Source organism: Billgrantia montanilacus (assembly GCF_003336675.1).
Taxonomy (GTDB): domain Bacteria; phylum Pseudomonadota; class Gammaproteobacteria; order Pseudomonadales; family Halomonadaceae; genus Halomonas; species Halomonas montanilacus.
Genome location: NZ_QPII01000002.1, coordinates 255643 through 280593 on the forward strand (window position 1 = coordinate 255643; position 24951 = coordinate 280593).

Annotated in this window: 20 protein-coding genes; 2 read left to right on the forward strand and 18 right to left on the reverse strand. The window is 62.1% G+C overall.

Annotated features, from left to right (window positions below; all coding sequences use genetic code 11):
• Nucleotides 1–17 precede the first annotated feature (17 nt).
• The 9 genes from nqrM to DU505_RS03840 form a co-directional block, all read right to left on the reverse strand.
• Entirely contained in the window at nucleotides 18–275 is a 258-nt protein-coding gene (gene nqrM / locus DU505_RS03800; protein ID WP_114477665.1) for a (Na+)-NQR maturation NqrM, read from the reverse strand.
• Between the two features lie 16 nt (nucleotides 276–291).
• The gene (locus tag DU505_RS03805; RefSeq protein WP_114477666.1) at nucleotides 292–1083 is read right to left on the reverse strand and encodes an FAD:protein FMN transferase; all 792 of its coding nucleotides are present in this window, start codon (nucleotides 1081–1083) and stop codon (nucleotides 292–294) included.
• On the reverse strand, nucleotides 1080–2312 hold the full coding sequence (nqrF, locus tag DU505_RS03810; protein ID WP_114477667.1) for an NADH:ubiquinone reductase (Na(+)-transporting) subunit F: 1233 nt from the start codon (nucleotides 2310–2312) through the stop codon (nucleotides 1080–1082). The genes DU505_RS03805 and nqrF overlap by 4 nt, the downstream gene beginning before the upstream one ends.
• Before the next feature lie 71 nt (nucleotides 2313–2383).
• The gene (nqrE, locus tag DU505_RS03815) at nucleotides 2384–3001 is read right to left on the reverse strand and encodes an NADH:ubiquinone reductase (Na(+)-transporting) subunit E (RefSeq protein WP_114477668.1); all 618 of its coding nucleotides are present in this window, start codon (nucleotides 2999–3001) and stop codon (nucleotides 2384–2386) included.
• A 1-nt stretch (nucleotide 3002) separates the two neighbouring features.
• On the reverse strand, nucleotides 3003–3671 hold the full coding sequence (locus DU505_RS03820; RefSeq protein WP_114477669.1) for an NADH:ubiquinone reductase (Na(+)-transporting) subunit D: 669 nt from the start codon (nucleotides 3669–3671) through the stop codon (nucleotides 3003–3005).
• Between the two features lie 2 nt (nucleotides 3672–3673).
• Nucleotides 3674–4489 carry a Na(+)-translocating NADH-quinone reductase subunit C gene (locus DU505_RS03825; RefSeq protein WP_114477670.1) on the reverse strand — a complete coding sequence of 272 codons (816 nt, stop codon included), beginning with the start codon at nucleotides 4487–4489 and terminating at the stop codon, nucleotides 3674–3676.
• Nucleotides 4489–5715, reverse strand: a complete 1227-nt coding sequence (locus tag DU505_RS03830; RefSeq protein WP_114477671.1) for an NADH:ubiquinone reductase (Na(+)-transporting) subunit B — start codon at nucleotides 5713–5715, stop codon at nucleotides 4489–4491. The genes DU505_RS03825 and DU505_RS03830 overlap by 1 nt, the downstream gene beginning before the upstream one ends.
• The gene (locus tag DU505_RS03835) at nucleotides 5715–7064 is read right to left on the reverse strand and encodes a Na(+)-translocating NADH-quinone reductase subunit A (protein ID WP_114477672.1); all 1350 of its coding nucleotides are present in this window, start codon (nucleotides 7062–7064) and stop codon (nucleotides 5715–5717) included. Before DU505_RS03835 ends, DU505_RS03830 begins: the two co-directional genes overlap by 1 nt.
• A gap of 375 nt (nucleotides 7065–7439) precedes the next feature.
• Complete coding sequence (locus DU505_RS03840; protein ID WP_114477673.1) at nucleotides 7440–8903, reverse strand: glyceraldehyde-3-phosphate dehydrogenase; 1464 nt, start codon at nucleotides 8901–8903, stop codon at nucleotides 7440–7442.
• Nucleotides 8904–9149: 246 nt separating this feature from the next.
• On the opposite strand from DU505_RS03840, the gene mfd reads away from it, so the two are divergent.
• Together mfd and DU505_RS03850 are read left to right on the forward strand one after the other, a co-directional pair.
• Nucleotides 9150–12599 (forward strand): transcription-repair coupling factor, encoded by a 3450-nt coding sequence (gene mfd / locus DU505_RS03845; RefSeq protein ID WP_114477674.1) that lies wholly within the window; start codon nucleotides 9150–9152, stop codon nucleotides 12597–12599.
• Between the two features lie 208 nt (nucleotides 12600–12807).
• Nucleotides 12808–13884 (forward strand): L,D-transpeptidase family protein, encoded by a 1077-nt coding sequence (locus DU505_RS03850; protein ID WP_114477675.1) that lies wholly within the window; start codon nucleotides 12808–12810, stop codon nucleotides 13882–13884.
• 118 nt (nucleotides 13885–14002) lie between these two features.
• Here DU505_RS03850 and DU505_RS03855 read toward each other — a convergent pair whose 3' ends face one another.
• The 9 genes from DU505_RS03855 to DU505_RS03895 all read right to left on the reverse strand — a co-directional run bounded on the left by DU505_RS03855 (nucleotide 14003) and on the right by DU505_RS03895 (nucleotide 24810).
• Nucleotides 14003–14266, reverse strand: coding sequence for an Lpp/OprI family alanine-zipper lipoprotein (locus DU505_RS03855; RefSeq protein ID WP_102652204.1), 264 nt, complete (start codon nucleotides 14264–14266; stop codon nucleotides 14003–14005).
• A 190-nt stretch (nucleotides 14267–14456) separates the two neighbouring features.
• The gene (locus DU505_RS03860) at nucleotides 14457–15071 is read right to left on the reverse strand and encodes a L,D-transpeptidase family protein (RefSeq protein ID WP_114477676.1); all 615 of its coding nucleotides are present in this window, start codon (nucleotides 15069–15071) and stop codon (nucleotides 14457–14459) included.
• Nucleotides 15072–15485: 414 nt separating this feature from the next.
• Complete coding sequence (locus DU505_RS03865; RefSeq protein WP_114477677.1) at nucleotides 15486–17078, reverse strand: ABC-F family ATPase; 1593 nt, start codon at nucleotides 17076–17078, stop codon at nucleotides 15486–15488.
• 297 nt (nucleotides 17079–17375) lie between these two features.
• Nucleotides 17376–17807 carry a hypothetical protein gene (locus DU505_RS03870; protein ID WP_114477678.1) on the reverse strand — a complete coding sequence of 144 codons (432 nt, stop codon included), beginning with the start codon at nucleotides 17805–17807 and terminating at the stop codon, nucleotides 17376–17378.
• A 20-nt stretch (nucleotides 17808–17827) separates the two neighbouring features.
• On the reverse strand, nucleotides 17828–18292 hold the full coding sequence (locus DU505_RS03875) for a 2-hydroxyacyl-CoA dehydratase (RefSeq protein ID WP_114477679.1): 465 nt from the start codon (nucleotides 18290–18292) through the stop codon (nucleotides 17828–17830).
• 111 nt (nucleotides 18293–18403) lie between these two features.
• Complete coding sequence (locus DU505_RS03880) at nucleotides 18404–18886, reverse strand: LabA-like NYN domain-containing protein (RefSeq protein ID WP_114477680.1); 483 nt, start codon at nucleotides 18884–18886, stop codon at nucleotides 18404–18406.
• A complete protein-coding gene (locus tag DU505_RS03885) occupies nucleotides 18883–19347 on the reverse strand; it encodes a DUF6586 family protein (protein ID WP_114477681.1) in 465 nt (154 codons plus the stop codon). Before DU505_RS03885 ends, DU505_RS03880 begins: the two co-directional genes overlap by 4 nt.
• The gene (topA, locus tag DU505_RS03890) at nucleotides 19344–21971 is read right to left on the reverse strand and encodes a type I DNA topoisomerase (RefSeq protein WP_114477682.1); all 2628 of its coding nucleotides are present in this window, start codon (nucleotides 21969–21971) and stop codon (nucleotides 19344–19346) included. The genes DU505_RS03885 and topA overlap by 4 nt, the downstream gene beginning before the upstream one ends.
• 316 nt (nucleotides 21972–22287) lie before the next feature.
• Nucleotides 22288–24810 (reverse strand): DUF3141 domain-containing protein, encoded by a 2523-nt coding sequence (locus tag DU505_RS03895; protein ID WP_114477683.1) that lies wholly within the window; start codon nucleotides 24808–24810, stop codon nucleotides 22288–22290.
• Nucleotides 24811–24951: the final 141 nt, after the last annotated feature.

A 24951-nucleotide genomic window follows, 5' to 3' on the forward strand; every position in this document is an offset into this window, starting at 1 on the left:
TTGGTTGAGGATGGCAATCAGCGCCGGGTTGCGTCGTACCCCAGGTCGGTGCCACGGTTCTCGTCGCTACGACGCCGCTGGCTCGTATTCCCCTTGCGGTTCTCTTCCTCACAAACCTCATCCTTGCCGCCGCAGATATCACACCCCTCCTTGAGTCCTAGATTGTTGAGGCCCCCGCAGGAACCGGCGATGGGCTTGCGTCCCATGATCACACCGACTGCCATGGCGGCCATGACGAGCAGCATGAAGCCTAGAACGAGGAAAAAGATGTTCATGTCGCGCTCCTCTTCATTAGGTCTCGAACCACGGCTCCATCGCCGTGGTGTAGCGTATTTCGATGCCTTGTGGTGTCTTGACAACGATTCGGGCGGCACTATCCACAGCCATGGTCCTGCTTGGCGTCGTACCCTGCTGGTCGGCCGCCATCAGCAACAACGCCTGGCGCGAAGCCTCGCTGGCGGTGGCCGCCACCACCGTGATACCCAGCGTCCTGGGCAGGACGGGAATCGCCACGGGGTGCGGCCTGACCAGTCGATGCACCAGTGCCGCATCCGTCAAATTGATTCGCCGCCTCTTGCCCTGCTCGGGTAGCCCCGCATGCTCGAGGGAGAGCCACCAGCCTCCGCCCGGCGGCAGGCCACGGGTGCGAATCACGCCGCCGACCTCGACCATCATGTGTTCGACCTCGAGCTCGGTCAGCCATTCCGTGAGGCGGTCGACGGCAAGGGCGTGAATGAGACGCTCCAGCTCGTCGCCAAACGAGACCGGGGCCACCGCCCTGGTGTATGGATTGGCGGAAAAGGCGGCGGCCAGCGAACCCAGGAGTGCTTCGCGCTGCGACTGGAGCTGTGCCAGCTCACCTTGTATACCGACCGCGATCCGTTCGCGCTCATGTGCATCGAGATCGGCATACAGGGTGATATGGTAACCCGTACCCAGGGCAGTGCCCTGGTAAAGATGCTCCTGAAACTGGCTGCGGCAGGCGCTCAGAAGCGCCATGGGCAGCATCAGCAGCAGGAACATGAACAGGGCTGGCCCACCATGGGCCAGCCCTGCAAATCGCCGTGAGGCGAGTGAGATCATCCGCCAAAGTCGTCCAGCAGAATGTTCTCGGGCTCCACCCCCAGGTCAAGTAGCAGCTTGATCACGGAGGCATTCATCATGGGCGGCCCGCACATGTAGTACTCGCAGTCCTCGGGCGCCGGATGGTCCTTGAGGTAGTTCTCGTAGAGGACATTGTGGATGAAGCCGGTGGGGCCTTCCCAGTTGTCCTCAGGCAGCGGGTCGGAGAGCGCCAGGTGCCACTCGAAGTTGGGATACTCTTCGGCCAGCTGGTCGTACTCGTCGTTGTAGAACGTTTCACGCCAGGAGCGTGCACCGTACCAGAACGAGATCTTGCGCTGGGATTTCAGACGCTTGAGCTGGTCGAAGATATGGCTGCGCATGGGCGCCATACCGGCACCGCCGCCGACGAAGACCATTTCAGCGTCGGTTTCCTTGGCGAAGAACTCACCGAAGGGCCCCATCACCGTGACCTTGTCGCCCGGCTTCAGGCTGAAGACATAGGTCGACATCAGCCCCGGCGGATGGTTGGTGTTGGGCGGCGGCGTGGCGATACGGATGTTGAACTTGAGCATCCCCACCTCTTCCGGATAGTTCGCCATGGAGTAGGCGCGGATGACTTCCTCGTTGTTCTTGTGGGAGAGCTTGAACAGGTCGAATTTCTCCCAGTCGCCCCGGTACTCCTCCTCGATATCGAAGTCGGAAAACTTGATATCGTAGGGCGGCGCCACCAGTTGAACGTAGCCGCCGGCGCGAAAGTCCACGTTCTCGCCTTCGGGCAGCTTGAGGTTGAGCTCCTTGATGAAGGTGGCGACGTTGGGATTGGAGATGACCTCGCACTCCCACTTCTTGACGCCGAAGACTTCCTCGGGAACCTCCACCTTCATGTCCTGCTTCACCGGCACCTGGCAGGAGAGACGCCAGCCCTCCTTCTTCTCGCGCATGGTGAAGTGAGACTCTTCCGTGGGCAGAATCGCACCGCCACCCTCTTCAACGCGGCACTTGCACTGGGCGCAGGAACCGCCGCCGCCGCAGGCGGAAGACAGGAAGATGCCGTTGGCAGCCAAGGTGTTCAACAGTTTGCCACCCGCCTGGGTGGTCAGGGTATGTTCGGGATCGCCATTGACCTCAATGGTCACGTCCCCACTGCTCACGAGCTTGCTGCGAGCCGCCAGGATCACACCGGTCAGACCGATGACGATCAGGGTGAACATGAACACACCGAGCAAGATGAGTGATGTTCCAACCATGTCGGTTTCCTATTTGCTGTGAGTAACCGGATCGCCGGCGGTGCCTTGCACCGCCGGAAACAAGCCCTGGCTCAGAGCTGAATGCCGGAGAAGGACATGAAGCCCAGCGACATCAGACCCACGGTGATGAAGGTGATGCCCAGGCCCTGCAGGCCGGCAGGCACGTCGCTGTACTTGAGCTTCTCGCGCAGACCGGCAAGTGCGGTGATCGCCAGCGCCCAACCGACCCCGGAACCGAAGCCGTAGACCACGGACTCGCCGAAGTTGTAGTTACGCTCGACCATGAACAGCACGCCACCGAGGATGGCGCAGTTCACCGTGATCAACGGCAGGAAGACGCCCAGCGCGTTGTAGAGCACCGGCACGTACTTGTCGAGGAACATCTCGAGAATCTGCACCAGAGCGGCGATGACGCCGATATAGGAGAGCAGACCCAGGAACGAGAGATCGACGTTCTCGGTACCGCTGATCCCGGTCCAGGTCAGTGCCCCTTCCGCCAACAGGCCATGGTAGATGACATTGTTGACCGGCACGGAGATGGTCAGCACCACGATGACTGCGATACCCAGGCCGAAGGCCGCCGAGACCTTCTTGGACACCGCCAGGAAGGTACACATACCCAGGAAGAACGCCAGCGCCAGGTTCTCGACGAAAACCGAGGCGACGAAAAGGCTAATATAGTGTTCCATGTTACACAGCCTCCTTCGGCTCGGTGTTGTGCTTCATCTTGAACTCGTTCTCCTCGACCTGCTCGGGATGCGTCTCGCGAATGACCCAGATCAGCAGGCCGATGATGAAGAACGCCGACGGCGGCAGCAACAGCAGGCCGTTAGGCACGTACCAGCCACCGTCCTGCACGGTCTGCAGAATGGTGAAGCCAAACACGCTGCCGGAGCCGAACAGCTCACGCACGAAGCCGACGAACATCAGCACCATGCCGTAGCCCAGGCCGTTACCGATACCGTCGAGGAAGGAGAGCCCCGGCGTATTCTGCATGGCGAAGCCTTCGGCACGCCCCATCACGATGCAGTTGGTGATGATCAGGCCCACGAACACCGAGAGCTGCTTGGACATCTCATAGGCGAAGGCCTTGAGCACCTGATCCACCACGATGACCAGAGAAGCAATGATGGTCATCTGCACGATGATACGAATCGCAGAAGGTATATGATGGCGGATCAACGACACGAACAGGTTGGAGAAGGCCGTAACGAAGATGACCGCCATGGTCATGACCAGCGAGACGCTCATGCTGGTCGTCACCGCCAGCGCGGAGCAGATACCGAGGATCTGCAAGGCGATGGGGTTGTTCTTGAAGATCGGCGTCAACACGACGCCTTTTGGAGTGACGGTTGACATGATCAGGCTCCTTCCGCTTCGAATTCGACATCGGCTTCCTGAGCGTCTTCCGGTTCGATACCGCTGCGGAATCTCGCCAGGTACTCGCCAAAGCCTTCCGGGCTCAGCCAGAACTGAAGCATGTTAGTGACACCGTTGCTGGTCAGGGTAGCACCGGACAGGCCATCGACCTGGTGCTCACCGCTGCCGCTGCCACGAGCCACGCGAATAGCCGGCTGAACACTTTCCTCGTCGGCATAGATCTCCTTGCCTTGCCACTGAGCCTGCCAGCGCGGATTGTTCACCTCGGCGCCAAGCCCCGGGGTCTCACTGTGCTCGTAGTAGGTAATGCCAACGATGGTGTTGCCGTCGCCTTCGACAGACATGTAGCCCCGCATCAGGCCCCACAGGCCCTGGCCGCGAATCGGCACGATGATCTGCTCGGGGTCTTCGGGGTCACCGACGAGATAGACGGTGGCGAAGTTCTCGACACGAGACAGGCCGGCGATGTCGCGCTCCCCTGAGAGGGTGCGACCTGTGGCTGGATCCCGCGAGGCCTGGAAGTGGTCGAAGGTCTCCGGATCGAACTGGTCGGTATACTCACCGCTACGCATGTCCACCACGCGGGGGGTGATTTCACCGAATGCCGTCTCCACGTCGATGCCCGCCTCATAGAGGTTGGCGACACGCAGGATATTGGTCTTGCGGTCGAGCTCCTCGTTGAGCTGCTGCATGGGACGCAGTGCCACCGCGGCGGTGGAGACGATGACCGAACACACGATGCAGAGTGCGAACGCCACCGTCAGGACCTTCTTGATGGAGTTATTGCTCTGTGCCATCAGGCAGTCTCCTCGGCCGGTACACCGGTGCGCTGCAGGCGGCGCTTGATGTTGGCCTGAACAAAGAAGTGATCGATCAACGGCGCGAACAGGTTGGCAAACAGGATCGCCAACATGATGCCCTCGGGGAACGCGGGGTTGACCACACGGATCAGCACGGTCATGACACCGATCAGCGCCCCGAAGATCAGCCTTCCCTGGTTGGTCATGGAAGCAGACACCGGGTCGGTGGCCATGAAGACCATACCGAAGGCGAAGCCGCCGACCACCAGATGCCAGTACCAGGGCATGGCGAACATCGGATTGCTGTCGGAGCCGATCAAGTTGAACAGCGCGCTGGTCGCAACCATGCCAAGGAACACCCCGAGCATGATTCGCCACGAGGCGATCTTGGTCCACAGCAGCACGACAGCACCGAGGAAGATCGCCAGCGTGGAGGTCTCACCGATCGAGCCGGGCATGAAGCCGAGGAAGGCGTCCCACCAGGTGAATTCGGTGGTCAGTGCGGCCATGCCCTCCTGAAAGGCCAGGGAGAGGGCTGTCGCGCCCGTGTAGCCGTCGGCTGCCACCCACACCGCGTCACCCGAGATCTGCGCCGGGTAGGCGAAGTAGAGAAAGGCGCGGCCGGTCAGCGCCGGGTTGAGGAAGTTCTTCCCGGTACCGCCGAAGATTTCCTTGCCGATGACGATGCCGAAGGTGATGCCCAGGGCAACCTGCCACAGCGGGATATCCACCGGCAGGATCAGTGCATAGAGCACCGAGGAGACGAAGAAACCTTCGTTGACCTCGTGGCCACGCTTGACGGCGAAGACCACCTCCCAGAACCCTCCGACCACGAAGGTCACGAGATAGATCGGCAGGAAGTAGGTCGCACCCAACACGATATTGGACCAGAAGCTGCCCGGGTCGTGCCCGGCGGTCAGCGTCAGCATGATGGCCTCGCGCCAGCCCGCCATGGAAGCGTAGCCTTCGGCGATCGCCATATTGGACTGCCAGCCGGCGTTCCACATGCCGAAGAACATCGCCGGGAAGGTACAGGCCCACACGGTGATCATGATGCGCTTCAGGTCGACCCCGTCACGCACATGGGCAGTGGTCTTGGCCACGCTGGGCGGCGCATAGAAGATGGTGTCGACCGCCTCAAACAGCGGATACATCTTCTCGTACTTGCCACCCTTGTGGAAATGCGGTTCGAGATTGTCGAGTGTCTGTCGGATACCCATCATCAGGCCTCTTTCTCGATCAAGGTGAGGTTGTCACGCAGGATGGGACCATATTCGTACTTGCCCGGGCACGCATAGGTGCACAGCGCCAGGTCCTCTTCATCCAGCTCCAGGCATCCGAGCTGCATGGCCACCTCGATGTCGCCGACGATCAGGGAGCGCAGCAGCTGGGTCGGCAAGATATCCAGCGGCATCAGCTCCTCGTACATCCCGACCGGCACCATGGCGCGCTCGGAGCCATTCGTCGATGTAGTGGGAGCATAGTTACGCAGCCCGGTTAACTTCGACAGATAGATCCCCATGACCGAATGCCGGTTGGTACCCGGCGACAGCCATCCCATGAACTGCCGCTTGTTGCCCTCTTCCAGCATGCTGAACTGGTTGTGGAAGCGCCCCAGATAGCGCAGCGACCCTTCACAGGCGAAGCCGGAAAAGACCGAACCGGAGATCACGCGCGTCTCATCGGGTTCGATGACCTCGCCAGCCAACAGCTCTTCGGTGCTGGCACCGATACGGGTTCGCAGCAGCCGCGGGTTCTCGGCTCGGGGGCCGCCCACGGCGACGACACGGCTCATGTCGAGCCGGCCCTCGGCGAACAGCTTGCCGAAGGCAATCACATCCTGGTAACCGATGTGCCAGACGCGCTTGTGCAGGGCGACCGGCGACAGGAAATGGATATGGGTGCCGACGAGCCCGGCAGGGTGCGGTCCGGCGAAGGTCTCGACCTGCACGCCGCCGACGTTACCGCCGGGGATCTGCGCCCCCGGGGCGGTACAGAGGTACACCTTGCCCTCGGTCAGGCGCGCCAGCACCTTGAGACCGTCCTCGAAGGCTTCCGGCTGCTCGTTGATGATCCCGACAGGGTCAGGACACAGCGGGTGGGTATCGATGGCGGTGACGAAGATGTCGGCCGGCACGCCGTCGATGGCCGGGCTGCGCGAGTAGGGGCGGGTCCGCAGAGCGGTCCACATCCCCGACTCGACCAGCTGGTCGACCACAGCCTGGCGCTCCAGGCTTTCGAGCTTGTCGCGGCCATGAGCGGTGAACGACACCGCCTCCTCGGTCTCGTCGACCTTGATGACAACGGAGAGTAGCCTGCGCTTCTCTCCACGGTTGATGGCGGTGACCTCGCCGGCAGCCGGTGCCGTGAAGCGTACGCCTTCGTTTTTCTTGTCGGTGAAGAGCAGTTGGCCCAGTTTCACCTTGTCCCCTTCCCGGACCTCCATGGTCGGCTTCATGCCGACGTAGTCGGTACCCAGGATTGCCACGTGGCGCACCGGCCGCGCATCGTCGATACGCGGCTCGGGCGCCCCCATGATGGGGAGATCCAGGCCTTTCTTGACTTCGATCATAGTCTCGCCCAGTTGATGGATCGGATATACGAAGGAAAGGGGTTCGAATGGATTCGAATTCTTATTGGCGTCAGTACGTTACCAGTCAGGCCCGAGGCATGCTCGGACCACCCCGAAAAATCCACGGTATTATAAAGACAAGCGTACTCAAAGACCACACGACCTATAGTCGCAAACCGCCAGGCGAAACATGCCAGACGGGGCGAACGGCGAGTCGAGAAGACGTTGAAAAACGCTGATAGCGAGCCGCGGCGCGGCCTTGACGGTAAAGGGCCGGCACACGGAGAGTGCCGACGCAGATGAGGCAAGAATGATCTGGGTCATGGCATTCCCGACCACGGGGGTCGGGAATGGGCGACGCTTCGGCTCCGGCGCTCAGCCCCGGGCGCGGGGCAACTTGAGAAAATGCACGTTGGAAATGTGTTGCAGGATGCGCACCACCTGGCAGCTGTAGCCGAATTCGTTGTCGTACCACACATAAAGCACCGCGTGCCGGCCGTTGGCGATGGTGGCCTTGGCGTCGACGATACCGGCATGGCGGTTGCCGACGAAGTCGGAGGAGACCACTTCGGGCGAGTCGACGTAGTCGATCTGCTTCTGGTAGAGGGAGTCGATCGACATGCGGCGCAGGTAGTCGTTGAGCGCCTGGACGTCGGTTTCCTTCTCCAGGGTCAGGTTGAGGATCGCCATGGAGACGTTGGGCGTCGGCACGCGGATGGCGTTTCCGGTCAGCTTGCCGCCGAGTTCGGGCAGCGCCTTGGCCACGGCCTTGGCGGCGCCGGTTTCGGTCAACACCATGTTGAGCGGCGCACTGCGGCCACGGCGATCGCCCTTGTGGTAATTGTCGATCAGGTTCTGGTCATTGGTGTAGGCGTGAACCGTCTCGACATGACCGTGCTCGATGCCGTACTCGTCGTTGAGTACCTTGAGCACCGGGACGATGGCGTTGGTGGTGCACGACGCCGCCGAGAGGATGGTGTCCTCGGCGCTGATGTCACCATCGTTGATGCCGAAGACGATGTTCTTGATATCGCCCTTGCCCGGCGCGGTGAGCAGCGCCTTCGCCACACCCTTGCACTGCAGGTGCTGGCCCAGGCCCGCCTCGTCGCGCCAGATACCGGTGTTGTCCACCACCACGGCATTGTCGATGCCATAGACGGTGTAGTCGACATCCTCCGGCGAATCGGCATAGATCACCTGGATGACGTTGCCGTTGGCGGTGATGGTGCGTGCCTCGGCGTCCACGCTGATGGTACCGTCGAAGGGACCGTGAACGGAGTCGCGACGCAGCAGGCTGGCCCGCTTCTCTAGGTCCTTGGCGATATCGCCACGGCCGCGCACGACGATGGCACGCAGGCGCAGCAGGTTTCCGCCGCCAGCCTTCTCGACCAGCACGCGCGCCAGGATCCGGCCGATGCGACCGAAGCCGTAAAGCACCACATCCTTCGACTGCCCGTTGTTGCCGTTGACGTCGCGGCCATCGACGATCTCGGCGAGCTCCTCACGCAGAAACGCCTTGGCATCGCCCCCGCCACGCTGCTTGAAGGCCACGCCCAGCTTGCCTACATCGACATGGGCGGGCCCCAGGTTGAGTTCGGCCATAGCCTGCACCAGCGGGAACGTATCCTGAACGGAGAGCGCCGTTCCCTCGACCTTCCTGACGAAACGATGGTCCTTCAGGATGCGGATCACCGAGCGGTTGAACAGCGACCGTCCATAGAGGGTGGTGACCACGTTGTTGTGGCGGTATAGGCTGCCGATCAGCGGGATCATCTGCTCGGCAAGAGCCTGGTTATCGTGCCAATCCTGAAAAACGGTGTCGAGGGGTTGCTGACTCACGTGAAGCCTCTCTGATGGTCTGGAATTCATACGCATTATCAGTGCAGCCATCGGGCGGAGCAATCGCAGGATGGTCGCAGGCGCTGTAGGGGGGTTACAGAAATCGCAGATTGACTACAAGGGAATCTTCGGGCTGGTATGATTCCCCATTGAATTCGACTACGAGACCGTGATCGGGCTCGATCCCGCACCCCGCCTGATCCATCGGCCCGACGAGAGAGCCCAACGATAGTGCCTGACGACACCATGTCCCATTTCTCACTGCTGGATCCGCCACGCCCGCAGGGTCTTCGTGACACCCTCTTCTGGCAGACCCCTCCCGGCAGCGGCACCGCCCTGGCCCTGGCGCATCTTGCCGAGGACGCCCCCTTGCTGGTGGTAACGGCTGATACCGCCGGCGCCCAGCGCCTCGAGAACGACCTGCGTTTCTTCTCCACCACGCCGGTACTGTCCTTCCCCGACTGGGAGACCCTGCCATACGACAGCTTTTCACCCCATCAGGACATCGTTTCGGCACGACTGCGCACCCTGCGCCGGCTGCAGGACGGCATGCACGGCATCGTGCTGGTGGCGATCAACACCCTGATGCAACGCCTGCCACCGGTCGAGTACATTGCAGGGCGTGTGCTGACGCTGGATGTGGGCATGCACCTCGACCGCGAGGGCTTCCGCGAAAGCCTGTCCCGGGCTGGTTACCGGGCGGTCGAGACCGTTTACGAACCCGGCGAGTACGCCCTGCGCGGCGCCCTGATCGATCTCTTTCCCATGGGCAGCGAGTCTCCACTGCGTATCGATCTGTTCGATGACGAGATCGACACCCTGAGACACTTCGACCCGGATACCCAGCGCAGCCAGGAAAAGGTCGAAGGCGTGGAACTGCTGCCGGCGCACGAGTACTCGCTGGCCCGCTCGGCAATCGCCTGCTTCCGCGAAGGGTTCGAGACGCTGTTTGACGTGGACCCACGCCAGTGTCCGCTCTATATCGATGCGCTCAAGGGCATCCCTTCACCCGGGCTGGAGCAGTACCTGCCGCTGTTCTTCGAAGAGACCGCGACCCTGTTCGAACACCTGGCCGAAGGCACCCGAGTGGCGATGCTACCGGGAGTGTTCGACGCCGCGGAACATCACTGGGCGGCTATCGAGAGTCGTTACGAGAATCTCGGCGTCGATCCGACCCGCCCCCTGCTGCCACCTCACCGCGCCTTCGTGCCGGTCGCCGAGGCGTTTGCGGCCATCAAGAAGCACCCGCGAGTCGAGCTGACCGACGACCCCGACCATCGCCACGCCCTGCAGCCCGCGGCCAAGGCGCCACCACCGGTGCCCATCAATGCAAGGGCGAAGCAGCCGCTGGCTGCGCTCGAGGCGTTCCTCGCCCAGAACCCCGACACCCGGACCCTGTTCGTCGCCGAATCCCGAGGGCGTCGCGAAGCCCTGGAGGAGACCCTGGCCCCGCTGCACCTCCAACTGCCCCACGTGGCCGACTTTCGCAGCTTTCTTGCCGACGACAGCCAACTGGCGATTACCGAAGGCGAGATCGACGCCGGCCTGTGGCTGGAGCGGCCCGATCTCGCCGTGATCAGCGAGACCGAGCTCCTCGGCGACGTGGTACGACAGAGTCGCCGCCGGGAAAAGGCCACGGATGCCAACGAACTGGCAGTACGGCATCTCTCCGAGCTTCGTCCAGGCGCACCCGTCGTCCACCAGACCCACGGCGTCGGTCGCTATTGTGGCCTGGAGGCCCTGGAAGCGGGTGGCCAGGCAGCCGAGTTCGTTGCCCTGGAATACGCCGACGGCGCCAGGCTGTATGTGCCCGTGGACAGCCTGCATCTGATATCACGCTATGCCGGCGCCGACGACGAACTAGCCCCCCTGCATCGGCTCGGCTCCGACCACTGGGACAAGGCGCGCCGGAAGGCCGCCGAGAAGATCCGCGACACCGCCGCCGAGCTGCTCGACGTCTATGCCCGCCGCGAGGCCCGCGAGGGATTCGCCTGCGCCCCCCCTGACGAGGAGTACAGCCGCTTCGCCGCCAGCTTCCCCTTCGAGGAGACGCCAGACCAGCGCGCCGCCATCGCCGCGGTGATCGGTGACATGACGGCCCCTCGCCCCATGGATCGCGTGGTCTGCGGCGACGTCGGCTTCGGCAAGACCGAAGTCGCCATGCGTGCCGCTTTCCTCGCCGTGCAGTCGGGCCGCCAGGTGGTGGTGCTGGTGCCCACCACCCTGCTCGCCCGCCAGCACTATGAGAACTTTCGCGATCGCTTTGCCGACACCGCCGTGCAGATCGAGCTGATCTCGCGCTTCACTGCCGGCAAAGGGCAGGCCGAATCTCTAGATCGCATCGAGTCCGGCAAGGCCGATATCGTCATCGGCACCCACAAGCTGCTGTCGAAATCAATGAAACTGCCCAACATGGGACTTCTCGTCATCGACGAGGAGCACCGCTTCGGCGTCACCCAGAAGGAGCGACTCAAGAACCTGCGCGCTGAGGTCGACATCCTGACACTGACCGCCACACCCATACCGCGCACACTGAATATGGCCATGAGCGGTATCCGCGATCTCTCGATCATCGCTACGCCACCGGCCCGCCGGCTGTCGGTTAAGACCTTCGTCCAACAACGCGACGAGTCGGTGATCAAAGAGGCGATCCTGCGCGAGATACTCCGTGGTGGGCAGGTCTACTTTCTGCACAACGAGGTCAAGACCATCGAGATCGCCGCCGAGAAGGTACGCGAGCTGGTGCCCGAGGCCCGAGTCGCAGTGGCCCACGGACAGCTGCCCGAACGCGCGCTCGAGCGGGTGATGTCCGACTTCTACCACAAGCGCTTCAACGTATTGGTCTGCTCCACCATCATCGAGACCGGCATCGACGTGCCCAGCGCCAACACCATCGTCATCGAGCGCGCCGATCGCTTCGGCCTGGCCCAGCTCCACCAGCTGCGTGGCCGCGTCGGCCGCAGTCATCACCAGGCCTATGCCTACCTGCTCGCCCCGCCACCGCGGACCATGACCCGTGACGCATCCAAGCGCCTGGAGGCGATAGCCGGTGCCGAGGACCTTGGCGCCGGGTTCACCCTGGCCAGTCACGACATGGAGATCCGCGGCGCCGGGGAGCTGCTCGGCGAGGAGCAGAGCGGCCAGATGGAGGCAATCGGCTATGGCCTCTACATGCAGATGCTCGATCGCGCCGTGGCCGCCATTCGTGCCGGCAAGACGCCCAATATCGACGCCCCGCTGGACCAGGGCGTCGAAGTGAGCCTCAACCTGCCGGCACTGATCCCCGAAGCGTATCTGCCCGATGTCCAGCAGCGCCTGGTGATGTACAAGCGTATCGCCAGTGCCGAGACCGAGGCCGACCTCAAGGAGTTGCAGGTGGAAATGATCGATCGTTTCGGCCTTCTTCCGGCCCCGGTGAAAACCCTGATGCGCCAGACTAAGCTGCGCCAGCGGGCCGAGCGCCTGGGAGTCGTGCGGCTCGAGGCCGGTGCCGCGAAAGGCCGGCTGATCTTCGGCGCACAGACTCGAGTCGACCCATTGATACTCGTACAGTTGATCCAGAAGTCCCCGGAGTGCTATCGCCTCGACGGCGCCGATACGCTGCGCTTCGAGCGGGAAATGGAAACGGAGGAGGCTCGCTTCCACGCCATCGAGGAGCTGCTGGAAGTACTCAACCGCAAGGCGGATGCCGCCTGAAGCGGCGCACCAGCTCGTTTGTTTCACAGGGGGACTCCCCGCGACCGCCTTGAGCGCTATAATGGCGATACGTGCTCTCAACATCGCAACCCAAGACACGAAACGGCATCACTGGCGCTTCGCCAGGATGCCTGAACCGTCGCTCCGCAGGGTACCGGGTGCTTACTGCCTCGGCTGCAGACGACTCTCCAACGAGATCATGACGTTGATGAAAAACCCGACACTGGCCAGACGAACATTGCGCTCTGCCGCGCTCTTCGGCCTTGTTGCCCTGCTCGCAGCTCCGGCGCTTGCCAATGAGCCTGACGAGGAAAACACGCTCCCCCGCGGCCACTTCCTGTTGCCCGAACAGGGGAACGTGATCGGTGAGGCCTACACCGTTACCGTCGAGGAGGGGCAGACCCTGATCGATATCGGGCGCCAGCACAATGTGGGCTATGACGAGATCCGCATGGCGAATCCCGATGTCAGCATCTGGGCACCCTTTGCCGGTATCGAAGTGGTGATTCCTGCCCAGCACATCCTGCCCGACGCACCGCGGGAAGGAATCGTCGTTAACCTCTCCGAACTGCGTCTCTATTACTACTCCAGCGACGACGTGGTCGAGACCTACCCCATCAGCGTGGGCCGCGACGGTTTCGCCACACCGGTGGGGGTCACAAGGACCACCGTCAAGGTCAAGGACCCGCACTGGTCACCGCCTCGCTCCATGCGCGAGGAAGCCGCCGCAAGGGGCGAACCGGCACCGACAATCGTCCCACCTGGGCCCGACAACCCACTGGGCCGGCACGCCATTCTGCTGGGACTGCCGAGCTACCTGATCCATGGCACCAACATGCCCGACGGGGTCGGCATGCGAGCCAGCCGCGGCTGCATCCGGATGTTCCCGGAAGATATCGAGTCGCTCTATGACCGAGTGCCCAGCGGTACCAAGGTGAACATCATCGACCAGCCTTTCAAGGCCGCCTGGTCTTCTGATGGCATTCTTTACGCCCAATCCTTCCCGCAGCTCGAGGAGAACCTGGGCAACTTCGAACCGATTCTCAACGCCATTGAGGTGGTCGCCAATACCTTCGGCGACGAAAAGCCCCCGGTGGACTATGCCCAGCTGCGTCGCGTCGTCGAGAACCCGAACGGCCAGATGGTTTCGTTGTTGATGGTCGCCGAAGAAGAACCATCCCCGTCTGCTCCCAGCCTGGATGACCATGAAGAAGGCCTCTTCTCCGAGCTGGAGCTTACCCATCAGGAAGGGCTCTTTTCCGAGCTGGAGATCAGCCAGCGATAACGCACCTATCGCCTCGAGCGCAACGAGAATAGCAACAAGAAAACCCCGCCGAAGCGGGGTTTTCTTGTACTGCAAAACCGCCATCACCCTGACGGGTGATACCGGCACTCACGCAGAGTTACTTCTGCATGGAGCGCTGGAACATACGGTTCATTTCTTCGCGGTTCTGCTCGGACATCTGCAGCGCCGCCTGGGCGTCACGCTGTGCCTGGTTGGCAGTGTTCTGAGCTTGAGTCGCAATGCTGCGTGCTTCGGCAGCATCAGCCTGGGCAGATTCTGCAGTCTGGCGAACTTCATCCAGAGCAGCGTTGGAAGCACAACCGGCCAGAATAGCCATAGATGCAGCAGCGGCGGTGAGCTTCAGGGTGGTCTTCAGAGTCATGGTGTTCTCCTTGAGTCTTCCTTGGTACTGCACGGTTAGTACAGCGGCGTTAATGTAGCCTGAGGTCAGGCTATCCTGCAAATTGCAGGATTCTTGCAGCGACTGCTGCCAAGCACAGGAGTCAAACGCTGTTTTATAACACCTTACGGCGCTTGTCCATAGCTCGAAACGTCCCTTGCGCATATTGAGCCTAGCGGATCACGACGCGAGTGCCAATCTCGATTAGCTCCGAAAGCCTTTCGATCTGCTCGTTCGTGACCGCCACACACCCCTGAGTCCAGTGGTAACTGGCATGCACATCAGGGTCTGCCCCACCGAGTCCATGGATACCGATAAACCCACCCAGCACGGTCTGCTGCGGCGGATAGCCATGGCTCCGATAGTACGCGAAATAATCTTCGTAATCGCGCTCAGTGTAAAGCCCTGATTCGAGAGCCATGCGCGCGTGGGCCGGCGTCGGATAGTCAAGCCCGATGAAGATGTGCCAATCGCTCTCGTTATTGAAGCGATTGACGCGAAACTCGCCCATTGGGGTCACATTACCACCGCGCAACCGCTCGGGCCCGGCACCGGCTCTCCCCAACGAGACCGGTGAGAAACGCTCGACCAGTGCATTGCCCCGGTAGACACTGAGCACGGCCCGCTCGTCTTCGACCAACACCCAGAGTTCGTCGTCATGACGAGGAATCTGCGCGCGAGCCAGAAGGGTTTCGATCAGATTGGCTCGGGCGCTATTGGACATCAGCAGCGCAAAAGGCGCTGACAGGGCAAGCAGGCCGAAGCGGCGTCGAGTGACAGAGGTCATCGGCTCCTCACAGGGGAAGAAGAAAGCAGAAAAACGGGGCCTTATGGCGTTGTTATAGCTTATCCGTTGCATGGGTGTCAGTCGAAATAGAAGTGCAAAAAAATGTAGCCGCCCCGCTGGGCCCGCTTCCTTTCTCCGCTTGCAGACCAAGCAATTCCATTTCGCTGCTGGCAAACCACACCTTACCAAGAAAAATTACTACACAGGCTTCTTGCGCACCAATCACTTGCGGAAAAACCGACCACCAGTATCGAGTGGCTCATGCCCCCGGGCGAAGACGTATGGCTGCTCGAGGCGGCCGGTGCCGGACCATGGAAGCCCCTGCAGCGCTCCATAGCCGGCCTCTGGCAGGGTTTCCAGTCAAGCCCCTCGTGCAACAGCGATCAACGCCTGCGGGCGAGCGTCCAGTGCTGTTCAGCCTGGCAGGCCATGGCTTCTCAGGTAATCGTCATAGCTTCCCGTGAAATCGACGATCCCGGCATCGCTCATATCGAGGATCCGGGTGGCCAGCGAGGAGACGAACTCACGGTCGTGGCTGACGAAGATCAGCGTACCGGGATAATGCTCCAGAGCCAGGTTCAGCGCCTCGATGGACTCCATGTCCAGGTGGTTGGTGGGCTCATCCATCAACAGCACGTTGGGCCGGGTCAGCGTAAGCTTGCCGAACAGCATGCGGCCCTGCTCACCACCGGAGATGACCTTCACCGACTTGTCGATATCGTCGCTGGAGAACAGCATGCGGCCCAGAGCGCCACGGATCACCTGCTCACCGCCATCGCTCCACTGGGACATCCACTCGAACAGCGTCGCGTCGTTGGCAAAGTCGTCGGCATGGTCCTGGGCGAAGATGCCCAGTTCCGCACTATCGGTCCAGCGCACCGCGCCGGCCTGCGGATGCAATTCGCCGGCCAGGGTACGCAGCAGCGTGGTCTTGCCAATGCCGTTGGGGCCGATGATGGCGATTCGCTCTCCCGCCTCGACGGTCATGGAGAGCCCTTCAAACAACAAGGGCTCGCCAGCGTACCCCTGGCTGAGGGCCTCGACATTGACCGCGTTGCGGTGGATCTTCTTGCCCTGCTCGAAGCGGATGAAGGGACTGACGCGACTGGAAGGCTTGATATCCTCGAGCTTGATCTTCTCGATCTGCCGCGCTCGAGAAGTCGCCTGCTTGGCCTTGGAGGCATTGGCCGAGAAGCGGCTGACAAAGGTCTGCAGTTCGGCGATCTGCGCTTTCTTCTTGGCGTTGTCGGCGTACTGGCGCTCACGTGCCGCCGTGGCAACGGTCATGTAGTCGTCGTAATTGCCAGGGAACAGCTTGATCTCGCCATAGTCCAGGTCCGCCATGTGCGTGCAGACGCTGTTCAGGAAATGGCGATCGTGGGAAATGATGATCATGGTGCTGCTACGGGCCGTGAGCATGCCTTCCAGCCAGCGGATGGTATTGATATCCAGATGGTTGGTGGGCTCATCGAGCAGCAGCACATCGGGATCGGAGAAGAGCGCCTGGGCCAGCAGCACCCGCAGCTTCCAGCCCGGCGCCACTTCGCTCATGGGGCCGGCATGTTGCGCCATGGGGATGCCGAGCCCCATCAGCAGCTCGCCGGCCCGGGATTCAGCGGTATAGCCGTCGAGTTCGGCGAAGCGCACCTCCAGGTCGGCCACAGCCATGCCATCCGCTTCGCTCATCTCCGGCAACGAATAGATCCGCTCTCGCTCTGCCGCCACTTCCCACAACTCGCGATTGCCCATGATGACGGTATCAATGACCCGCTCGGACTCGAAGGCGAACTGGTCCTGGCGCAGCTTACCGAGACGGGACCCCGAATCGATCATCACCTGACCCGACGAGGGTTCCAGATCGCCTCCGAGGATTTTCATGAACGTGGATTTGCCGCAGCCGTTGGCCCCGATCAAGCCGTAGCGGTGACCGTTGCCAAACTTGATGGAAACGTTCTCGAACAGGGGCTTGGCCCCGAACTGCATGGTGATATTGGCGGTGGAGATCACGTAGGAAGGCCCAATCGTAGGGAAACGCTGAACAAATCACCGAGCGAGATGAAGCGCAAGGCGCACGGAGCACAGGAACCGGAGCATATGGGGTATATGTGAGGATTCCGCGCACCGCGCAACGCAGCGATTCGCTCGTGCAGGCATTTGTGTAGTGTTTCCGTAGTGCAAAAGACCGCGATTGTACCTCTTATGGCCGCCTATCACATGGCCATTCTCCTACCTGCACCGAACGATTGCCCCGACCTGACGCCCCGCCGGGCGGAATCCGGCGGGACGATGGCAAGGGTGGCCAGGTCAGTCGTGGCGCTCTACCGTAAAGATACTCTGCAGTTTGTGCTTCTTGCCATAGAGGTGGACGGTGGTCTCATCGAAGGGAAAGCGGTCCAGGTACTCGCTGTGGTTGTTGAAACGCGGCTTGTGGGCATTGATCATGGCCGCCGCCAGTCGCTCCCGATTGGCGTGCCCGGCCAGTCCGACAGCATGCCAGAGCTCTTCTCCGGGCTGCAGGAAGGCCTCCCACTTGGCACGATCCTCGTGGTGTTCGAGACCATAGCGTGCATTGCGATGCTCTCCAACGTAGAGAAGCTCCTGCACGTCCATTTCCTCGGTTTCGGGATCCTTGGCGGCACGAAAAACACAATAGATACCGGATTCGTCCGGAGCGTCATGCAGTTGATCTCGAGTCCAGTAGCCAAGCATCTTGGGGGATAACAGCTGTTCCGACATAGGGTCTTCCTCCTGGTGGCTCAGTAATCCTCGAGTCTCTGCATGTCACGGACGATACGCCGTACCTCCGCTTCATGCCCGGCAGCAAGGGCATTGAAAAATGCTCTCTCGTCGCTGCCTCCCGCCAGCTCACTGCGGTGCGCATAGAGATCCTGCAGCGTTCGGTGAGCGGTCAGTGCCGTCGCCAGTACGCTCTGCACACTCTCACTGTCGACCCCTTCGGGCAGACGTTCAAGCACCGGTGCGTGGGGAAAATCGTTCGGGTCATCGAACCATGTCTCCAGCACGCCGGTATGATCAGAGCCGTCATCCAGGTAGCCGGCGAGATCGGACTGCTGCTTGCGCTCGCGCTCCGCCAGATAATCCAACGCCATGCGTACCCGGTCGTCGACGCCGCTGCCGGCCAATTGCGAGTAGTGGCTGGCAAGACGAGCGTGATAGTCGGCCGCCCAATGCACCAGTTCCTTCACTTGATGAAAGCGCATACGAACCTCCCCCGATATCGTCATTGCCAGCCTAATCGGCTCGCCCTGCCTTCATCTTAGCCAAAGCACAGCGAGAGCGGTTTGATGCATATCAACGAGAAGCGATACGCGCTAGCGAAGCAGAGAGGCGTCGATGGCAATGAACTCACTGGCCGCGCGTATCAGCGAGTCGGCCGTCAAGCGCTCCACCCCAACCACGTCCACGGGGATGTCGCAGCGCTGCCGGATTCGCTCGACCAGCAGGTCGAAATCGCCGTCGCCGGAGACGAGCACCAGCCGCTCCACGGCGTGAGCGGCCTCCATGGCATCCAGCGCGATTCCCACGTCCCAGTCGCCCTTGGCCGAGCCGTCGCTACGCTGAATGTAGGGCTTGAGCTTCACGCTGAAGCCGATGCCACGCAGGATGTTCTGGAACTGGCGCTGCCTGGGATCGCCCCGCTCCACGGCGTAGGCATTGGCCACGACCACGTCATGGCCGGCCGCGAAGCGGGCCCAGAAGGCGTGATAGTCGAAATGACGACCGAAGGCCTGACGGGTAGTGTAGTAGACGTTCTGCACATCGACGAAGATGGCGACACGCTCCGCTCGGTTCACCACTCCTGACTGGTCTCACGCAAGGCGGCGATCTCGACCTTGGCGTCCAGCAGACAGCCGCGCAGCTCATCGCCCAGGGCGGCGGCGCTGCCCACGGCGATCAGACCCCGGGTGGCGCCGCTGGAGCGCCGCGCCGCACCATCGCAGCCGTGCAGCGCCTCGAGCCGGGTGACCAGCCAGGCGAGCCAGCTGTCGGGCTGGGCGGCCAGCTCGCGCAGTCGGTGCAGCTCGGCGATGCCGGCCCCCTCGGGGCCGAGCAGCTCGCGCCAGTCATGACGAGCCAGGTGGGCATGCTCGGTCACCTCCCGCAGCAGCGACTCCAGCGCCAGCTCCGTCAAGGCCAGCGCACCCTCCTCGGCCGCCATACGACGCGCTTCGGCATGCTCGTCGCTGCCCGTTGGCGTATCGAGCAACAGCTCGGCCTGATAGAGCAGCTGATTGGTGCGGGCCCGAGGCGTCATTTGCGCTTGTCCTCCACCTGCCACCTGCCATTGTCAAAGTAGGCCTTCCAGCCGGTGGCCTTGCCCTCCTCCTCGGTCATCACGAACTGCTCCTTGGTCTTGCGCGAGAAGCGGATCTGGCTCGGGCGGCCATCGGGATCCTCGGTGGGAGCATCGAGCAGGTAGTGGTATTTCTCGGGCAGCGCCTCGGCGTGGGCCTTGAGTTCGCGCACCAGCGGCGGACGCGTTTCCCGATTCTTGGGAAACTTGCTGGCGGCCAGGAACAGGCCGCTGGCTCCGTCGCGCAGGACATAATGATCCTCCACCTTCTGACAGGCCAGCTCCGGCATGGGAATGGGATCCATCTTGGGCGGCGCCACTTCCCCACTCTTCAGCAGCTTGCGTGTGTTCTTGCATTCGCTGTTGGTACAGCCAAAGTACTTGCCGAAACGGCCGGACTTGAGCTGCATCTCGCTGCCGCACTTGTCGCACTCGATGGTGGGACCATCATAACCCTTGATGCGAAACCGGCCCCTCTCGACTTCGTAGCCGTCGCAGTCGGGGCTGTTGCCGCAGATATGCAACTTGCGCTGCTCGTCGATCAGGTAGCTGTCCATGGCCGTACCGCACTTGGGGCAGCGATGCTTGGCACGCAGCGCCTCGGCCTCGGCTTCCTCGTCGGCATCGGCGGCGACCGCCTCCTCGCCGGGCAGCAGGTCGATGGTGGTCTTGCAGCGCTCCTTGGGCGGCAGGTTGTAACCGCTGCAGCCCAGGAAGACGCCGGTGGAGGCCGTACGGATCTGCATCTTGCGACCGCAGGTGGGGCAATCGATATCCGTGGGGACCGGCTGGTTCGGCCGCATGCCGTCCTCGCTCTGGGCCGCCTCAAGCTCCTGTCGGAACTCCGCATAGAAGGCATCGAGCAGCTCCCGCCAGTTGCGTTCGCCTTCGGCCACCTCGTCGAGCCCGTCTTCCATGCGTGCCGTGAAGGAGAAGTCCATCAGGTCCGGGAAGGACTCCTTGAGACGCTCGGTGACGATATCGCCCAGCTTCTCGGCGTAGAAACGTCGATTCTCCAGCTTCACGTATCCACGATCCTGGATCGTGGAGATGATCGACGCGTAGGTGGAGGGCCGGCCGATACCGCGCTTCTCCAGCTCCTTGACCAAGCTTGCCTCGGTGTAGCGAGCCGCCGGCTTGGTGAAATGCTGCTTGGGGTCAAGCGCGGCCAGGGTCATGGGGGTGCCCGTGGGCAGGTCGGGTAGCGCCTGATCCTCGTTCTTCCCCGCCGGCTTCATGACACGGGTATAACCGTCGAACTTGAGCACACGGCCCTTGGCCCGCAGCTCGTAGCCTCCGGTTTCCACGGTCAGGGTACTGGAGAGATACTCCGCCGGCGTCATCTGACAGGCCACAAACTGACGCCAGATCAATTCATAGAGACGCTCGGCGTCACGCTCCATGCCGGCCAGTTCACCCGCCTTGCGCTGTACCTCCGAGGGGCGGATTGCCTCATGCGCTTCCTGGGCACCCTCCTTGCTCGAGTAGCGGTTGGGTGCCTCGGGCAGGTAGCGGCTGCCGAATTCGGCGTTGATATACTCGCGCACGTTCTCCACCGCGTCCTTGGACAGGTTGGTGGAGTCGGTACGCATATAGGTGATGTAGCCTGCCTCGTAGAGGCGCTGGGCCAGCGTCATGGTCTTCTTCACCGAAAAACCGAGCCGGCCGCTGGCGGCCTGCTGCAGGGTCGAGGTGATGAAGGGGGCATTCGGCTTCGAACGGGTCGGCTTGTCCTCCCGGGAGGTAATGGCAAGGCTCGCCTCACGCAGCGCGGCAATGCGCTCCATGGTTTCGGCTTCTGAGGTGGGGCGAAATGCCTTGCCGTCCTGGCGAACCAGTTCGAAGCGAACAGGCTCACCCTCGCTCGAGACCAGGTCGGCATGTACGTCCCAGAACTCCTCGGGCACGAAGGCGCGAATCTCACGCTCACGCTCAACGATCAAGCGCACGGCCACCGACTGGACGCGGCCCGCCGACAGGCCGCGAGCGACCTTGGCCCACAGCAGGGGCGACAGCATGAACCCCACCACCCTGTCCAGGAAACGACGCGCCTGCTGGGCCTCGACCCGGGGAATATTGAGACTGCCGGGCTCGGTGAAAGCCTCCTGGATGGCGTTCTTGGTGATCTCGTTGAAGACAACCCGCTTGTAGCGAGAATCCTCACCGCCGATGGTCTCCTTGAGGTGCCAGGCGATGGCCTCCCCCTCGCGATCCAGATCGGTCGCGAGGTAGACGGCGTCGGCCTTCTCGGCCAGCTTCTGAAGCTCCGCCACGACCTTTTCCTTTCCCGGCAGGATCTCGTACTGTGCCTTCCAGCCATGTTCCGGGTCGATGCCCATGCGGCGAATCAGTTGATCCTTGGCCCTGTGCTGCTTGTACTCGGCCTTCTCCTCAGGCGACATCTTGCGGGTAGCCGCAGCCTGGCGTGCGCGCTCCTTGGGGTCGGAGGCAGCCTTGCCCGAGCCGCTGGTCGGCAGGTCGCGTATATGACCCACGCTCGACTTCACGATGAATTCGCTGCCGAGATACTTGTTGATCGTCTTGGCCTTGGCCGGCGACTCGACGATGACCAATGACTTGCCCATAGTGCTCCACTTTCTGCGCGGCGGGGACCCGATGGTCCCCCCTGACGGTTCCGGCCCGCCTGTCCGAGCGGACGATCCTCGCGGGGTGAAAAATCCGCTTACCCTACCCCAGCAACCCTCTTTGCGCCAGTCACGGCCCTAATGACGGCACGGAACCAGCACTCTGAACGTAGCAGCAAGGCAGGGCTGCTGTCGTTTACTTCGCCGCCTGCCCCGCCAACATCCTCCCCCAAAGCGGGCCCGCCAATGCTCCTTCTATAAAAGGCGGGTGCCCCCGTTGATGGAATCGACGGGGGCACGGTAGCGAAGGAAACAATCAGCGCTTGCGCGGTTTACGGGTCGCCTTCGGCTTGGGTTTGGGCTCGGCCTGCTTGGACTCGGCCTGCTTGGCACCCGGCTTGGGCTCGGCCTGCTTAGGCTCGGTCTGCTTAGCAACCGGCTTGGGCTCGGCCTGCTTGGCAACCGGCTTGGGCTCGGCCTGCTTGGCAACCGGCTTGGGCTCGGCCTGCTTGGCAACCGGCTTGGACTCGGCCTGCCTGTCTTCCAGCAGTTTCTCGACCTCCCCACGGGCCATCGCCTCGGCCTTGGCGCCACTCTCTACGTCCGCATGCAACTCGGCGATTGCCTGGCGCTGACCTGCCGGATCGACCCGCTCCAGCGCCTTGCCGAAGAGTTCCCGGACGTGATCGTAACGCTTGCTTGCGCGCTCGTTGAGGTCACCGCTGGCGGCCAGCACATGATCGATATGCTCCAGGTGGCCGCGTATCTCATCGGCCTTCTCCCCCAGCAGCAGCTCCGGGATAGCCTCGAGGGCTGCTTCCCGGTCAAGCTTGAGGATGAAGAACTGGTCACGCACTAATTGCTTGAAGTCGGCCAGGTTACGCCCCGGCTCGAGTTCAGCCCGTGAAGCCCGCAGCCGCTTGAAGTTGCGCTCATCGGTTGTAGGTGATCCGCCCAGCACATGGATCACGGAGCGCATCACGGCTTCGTGGCTGCCACCCTCGGCGACCCGATGACGCAGCTCATCCTGGCGACGCTCGATGAAGCGGCGATGCTCGGGCTCGCTCCCCGGGCGACGGCGGTGAATGTGCGCATCGCCTCCCAGGCCTACCATAGCCTGCAGCAACGGTTGACCATAGACCTGCAGAAACAGCTGCTCGGTGGCGTTGTCGCGCATTTCACGCCAGGCGTCGAGCCCCCGAGTCAGCTGGTCCGAGGCAATACCTTCGAAAGTACGGAAGATATTGTCTTTCCCCACCGGATGACGATCCTCGCGCACCCAGTCGGCCAATACGGGCAGCGGCACGGATAGCGGATTGCGATCCGAGAGCAGCTTGTAGCCCAGGCGAATGGGGTGCATGCGACGGATAAGCCGCGACGCCTCGGGCGTCATCACTCCGCGCACCCATGGTTGGACGAAGAGTCGATACAGCCCCAGGTTGATCTCGGACACCCGTGCCACCGTAGCGAAACGCGTGTCGTCTTCTTCGCTATGGCGGATGACGTCCCGATTCATTCCCTCGATGGAGCGGGGCTTGAACTCGAGCAGGTAGTCCCGCTCGATCAGCTCCGCATCACTACGCTCGGCCGCAGTCGTCACCGTGGTCTCATAGAGCCCCGGAGGCAATACGTCGATGTAATCGATGTTGGCCGTGAATTCGGTATGTTCCTTGCGGGAGACACTGCCCGACACGAAGATTCCCAGGTGGCCGGTGGTGTCATGCACGCAATAGACGATGGTCTGATCGCTGGCGATGATATCGTCCACGTCTTCATAGAGGTCTCGCACCCAGCCCAGCGCTTGAGGCGGCGGCGTGATGTCATCACCCTGCGAGCAGAACACCACGACCGGGGAGCGCACGTTGCGCAGGTCGATGCGTCGGCCGTCGGAAGTGACCAGCTGCGAGGTGGAGAGTCGATTGCCGATGAAGAGGTTATCGACGATGTACTGGATTTCCTCTCCACCAAGCACCACGTGGCCGCCCCACCAGCGCTCGAAATTCAGATAACGGTCGGCTTCGGTGTCGACATTGGCGAACAGCTGGTACTGCTTGTTCCACCAGGTGTTCGCCGGATTGAGCCTTTCGAAGTTCTGCACCAGCATGGCGCCGTCGAACAGGCCGCTACCGATGTCGCTGGCCAACGTGGTCATCCAACTGCCACCGGACATGCCGCCGGTATACCGCATCGGTGCCTTGCCCCGCTCGCCGGCCCAGTAGGAGAGCGGCGCACCGGCAATCAGGATCGGCCCGAACAGGTCTGGCTCGAGTGATGCCGCCATCATGATCTGCCATCCGGCCTGGCAGTTGCCCACCACCATCGGCTTTTCCGCGGCCTCGGGATGCAGCTCGATGACACGGCGCAGGAAGGCGATCTCCGCCTCCACCACATCCTCCACCGTCTGGCCTTCTTCGGGGTAAGGCAAGAAGCCGATGAAGTAGCAGGGGTGACCGGCACGCAGGGCAACACCGATCTCGCTGTCGGGCTTGAAGCCACCGATGCCCGGGCCGTGTCCCGCCCGCGGATCCACGACCACGAAGGGACGGGACTGGAGGTCAAGCTCGACATTGGACGGTGGCAGGATTCGCATCAACTCATAGTTGACCGGTCGCGGCAGTGTGCGGCCATCCATGACGACCTCGGCCTCGAAACCCAGCACGTTGGGCTTGGATTTCTCGATATGCTCCAGGTACTGGTTACCGCGCTCGCGCATGACGTCCATGTACAACACGCTGCGTTCGACGGCATCACGCCAGTAGTCGAACGCGGCACGGCCGAAACCGAAGGGATCCAGAAAGGTCATCGCCTCTTCAGGCGGTGTCGGCATCAGTGAGTTCATGTGCGACTCCAGGGTTCGCTGGCACCGATTGTGTCGGCACCAGGAGGGAGATTGATTGCTGCAATGCAACAATCATAGTACGTAGGGGGACATGCTGACGAGTCATTTTATTGAAATTCTGTATCCAAAATTCGCAACCCT

Bases quoted from the DNA above. Each gene is read 5' to 3' on its own strand.
- nqrM (WP_114477665.1), bottom strand. From the start codon at position 275: ATGAACATCTTTTTCCTCGTTCTAGGCTTCATGCTGCTCGTCATGGCC.
- DU505_RS03805 (WP_114477666.1), bottom strand. From the start codon at position 1,083: ATGATCTCACTCGCCTCACGGCGATTTGCAGGGCTGGCCCATGGTGGG.
- nqrF (WP_114477667.1), bottom strand. From the start codon at position 2,312: ATGGTTGGAACATCACTCATCTTGCTCGGTGTGTTCATGTTCACCCTG.
- nqrE (WP_114477668.1), bottom strand. From the start codon at position 3,001: ATGGAACACTATATTAGCCTTTTCGTCGCCTCGGTTTTCGTCGAGAAC.
- DU505_RS03820 (WP_114477669.1), bottom strand. From the start codon at position 3,671: ATGTCAACCGTCACTCCAAAAGGCGTCGTGTTGACGCCGATCTTCAAG.
- DU505_RS03825 (WP_114477670.1), bottom strand. From the start codon at position 4,489: ATGGCACAGAGCAATAACTCCATCAAGAAGGTCCTGACGGTGGCGTTC.
- DU505_RS03830 (WP_114477671.1), bottom strand. From the start codon at position 5,715: ATGATGGGTATCCGACAGACACTCGACAATCTCGAACCGCATTTCCAC.
- DU505_RS03835 (WP_114477672.1), bottom strand. From the start codon at position 7,064: ATGATCGAAGTCAAGAAAGGCCTGGATCTCCCCATCATGGGGGCGCCC.
- mfd (WP_114477674.1), top strand. From the start codon at position 9,150: ATGTCCCATTTCTCACTGCTGGATCCGCCACGCCCGCAGGGTCTTCGT.
- DU505_RS03850 (WP_114477675.1), top strand. From the start codon at position 12,808: ATGAAAAACCCGACACTGGCCAGACGAACATTGCGCTCTGCCGCGCTC.
- DU505_RS03855 (WP_102652204.1), bottom strand. From the start codon at position 14,266: ATGACTCTGAAGACCACCCTGAAGCTCACCGCCGCTGCTGCATCTATG.
- DU505_RS03860 (WP_114477676.1), bottom strand. From the start codon at position 15,071: ATGACCTCTGTCACTCGACGCCGCTTCGGCCTGCTTGCCCTGTCAGCG.
- DU505_RS03870 (WP_114477678.1), bottom strand. From the start codon at position 17,807: ATGTCGGAACAGCTGTTATCCCCCAAGATGCTTGGCTACTGGACTCGA.
- DU505_RS03875 (WP_114477679.1), bottom strand. From the start codon at position 18,292: ATGCGCTTTCATCAAGTGAAGGAACTGGTGCATTGGGCGGCCGACTAT.
- DU505_RS03885 (WP_114477681.1), bottom strand. From the start codon at position 19,347: ATGACGCCTCGGGCCCGCACCAATCAGCTGCTCTATCAGGCCGAGCTG.
- topA (WP_114477682.1), bottom strand. From the start codon at position 21,971: ATGGGCAAGTCATTGGTCATCGTCGAGTCGCCGGCCAAGGCCAAGACG.
- DU505_RS03895 (WP_114477683.1), bottom strand. From the start codon at position 24,810: ATGAACTCACTGATGCCGACACCGCCTGAAGAGGCGATGACCTTTCTG.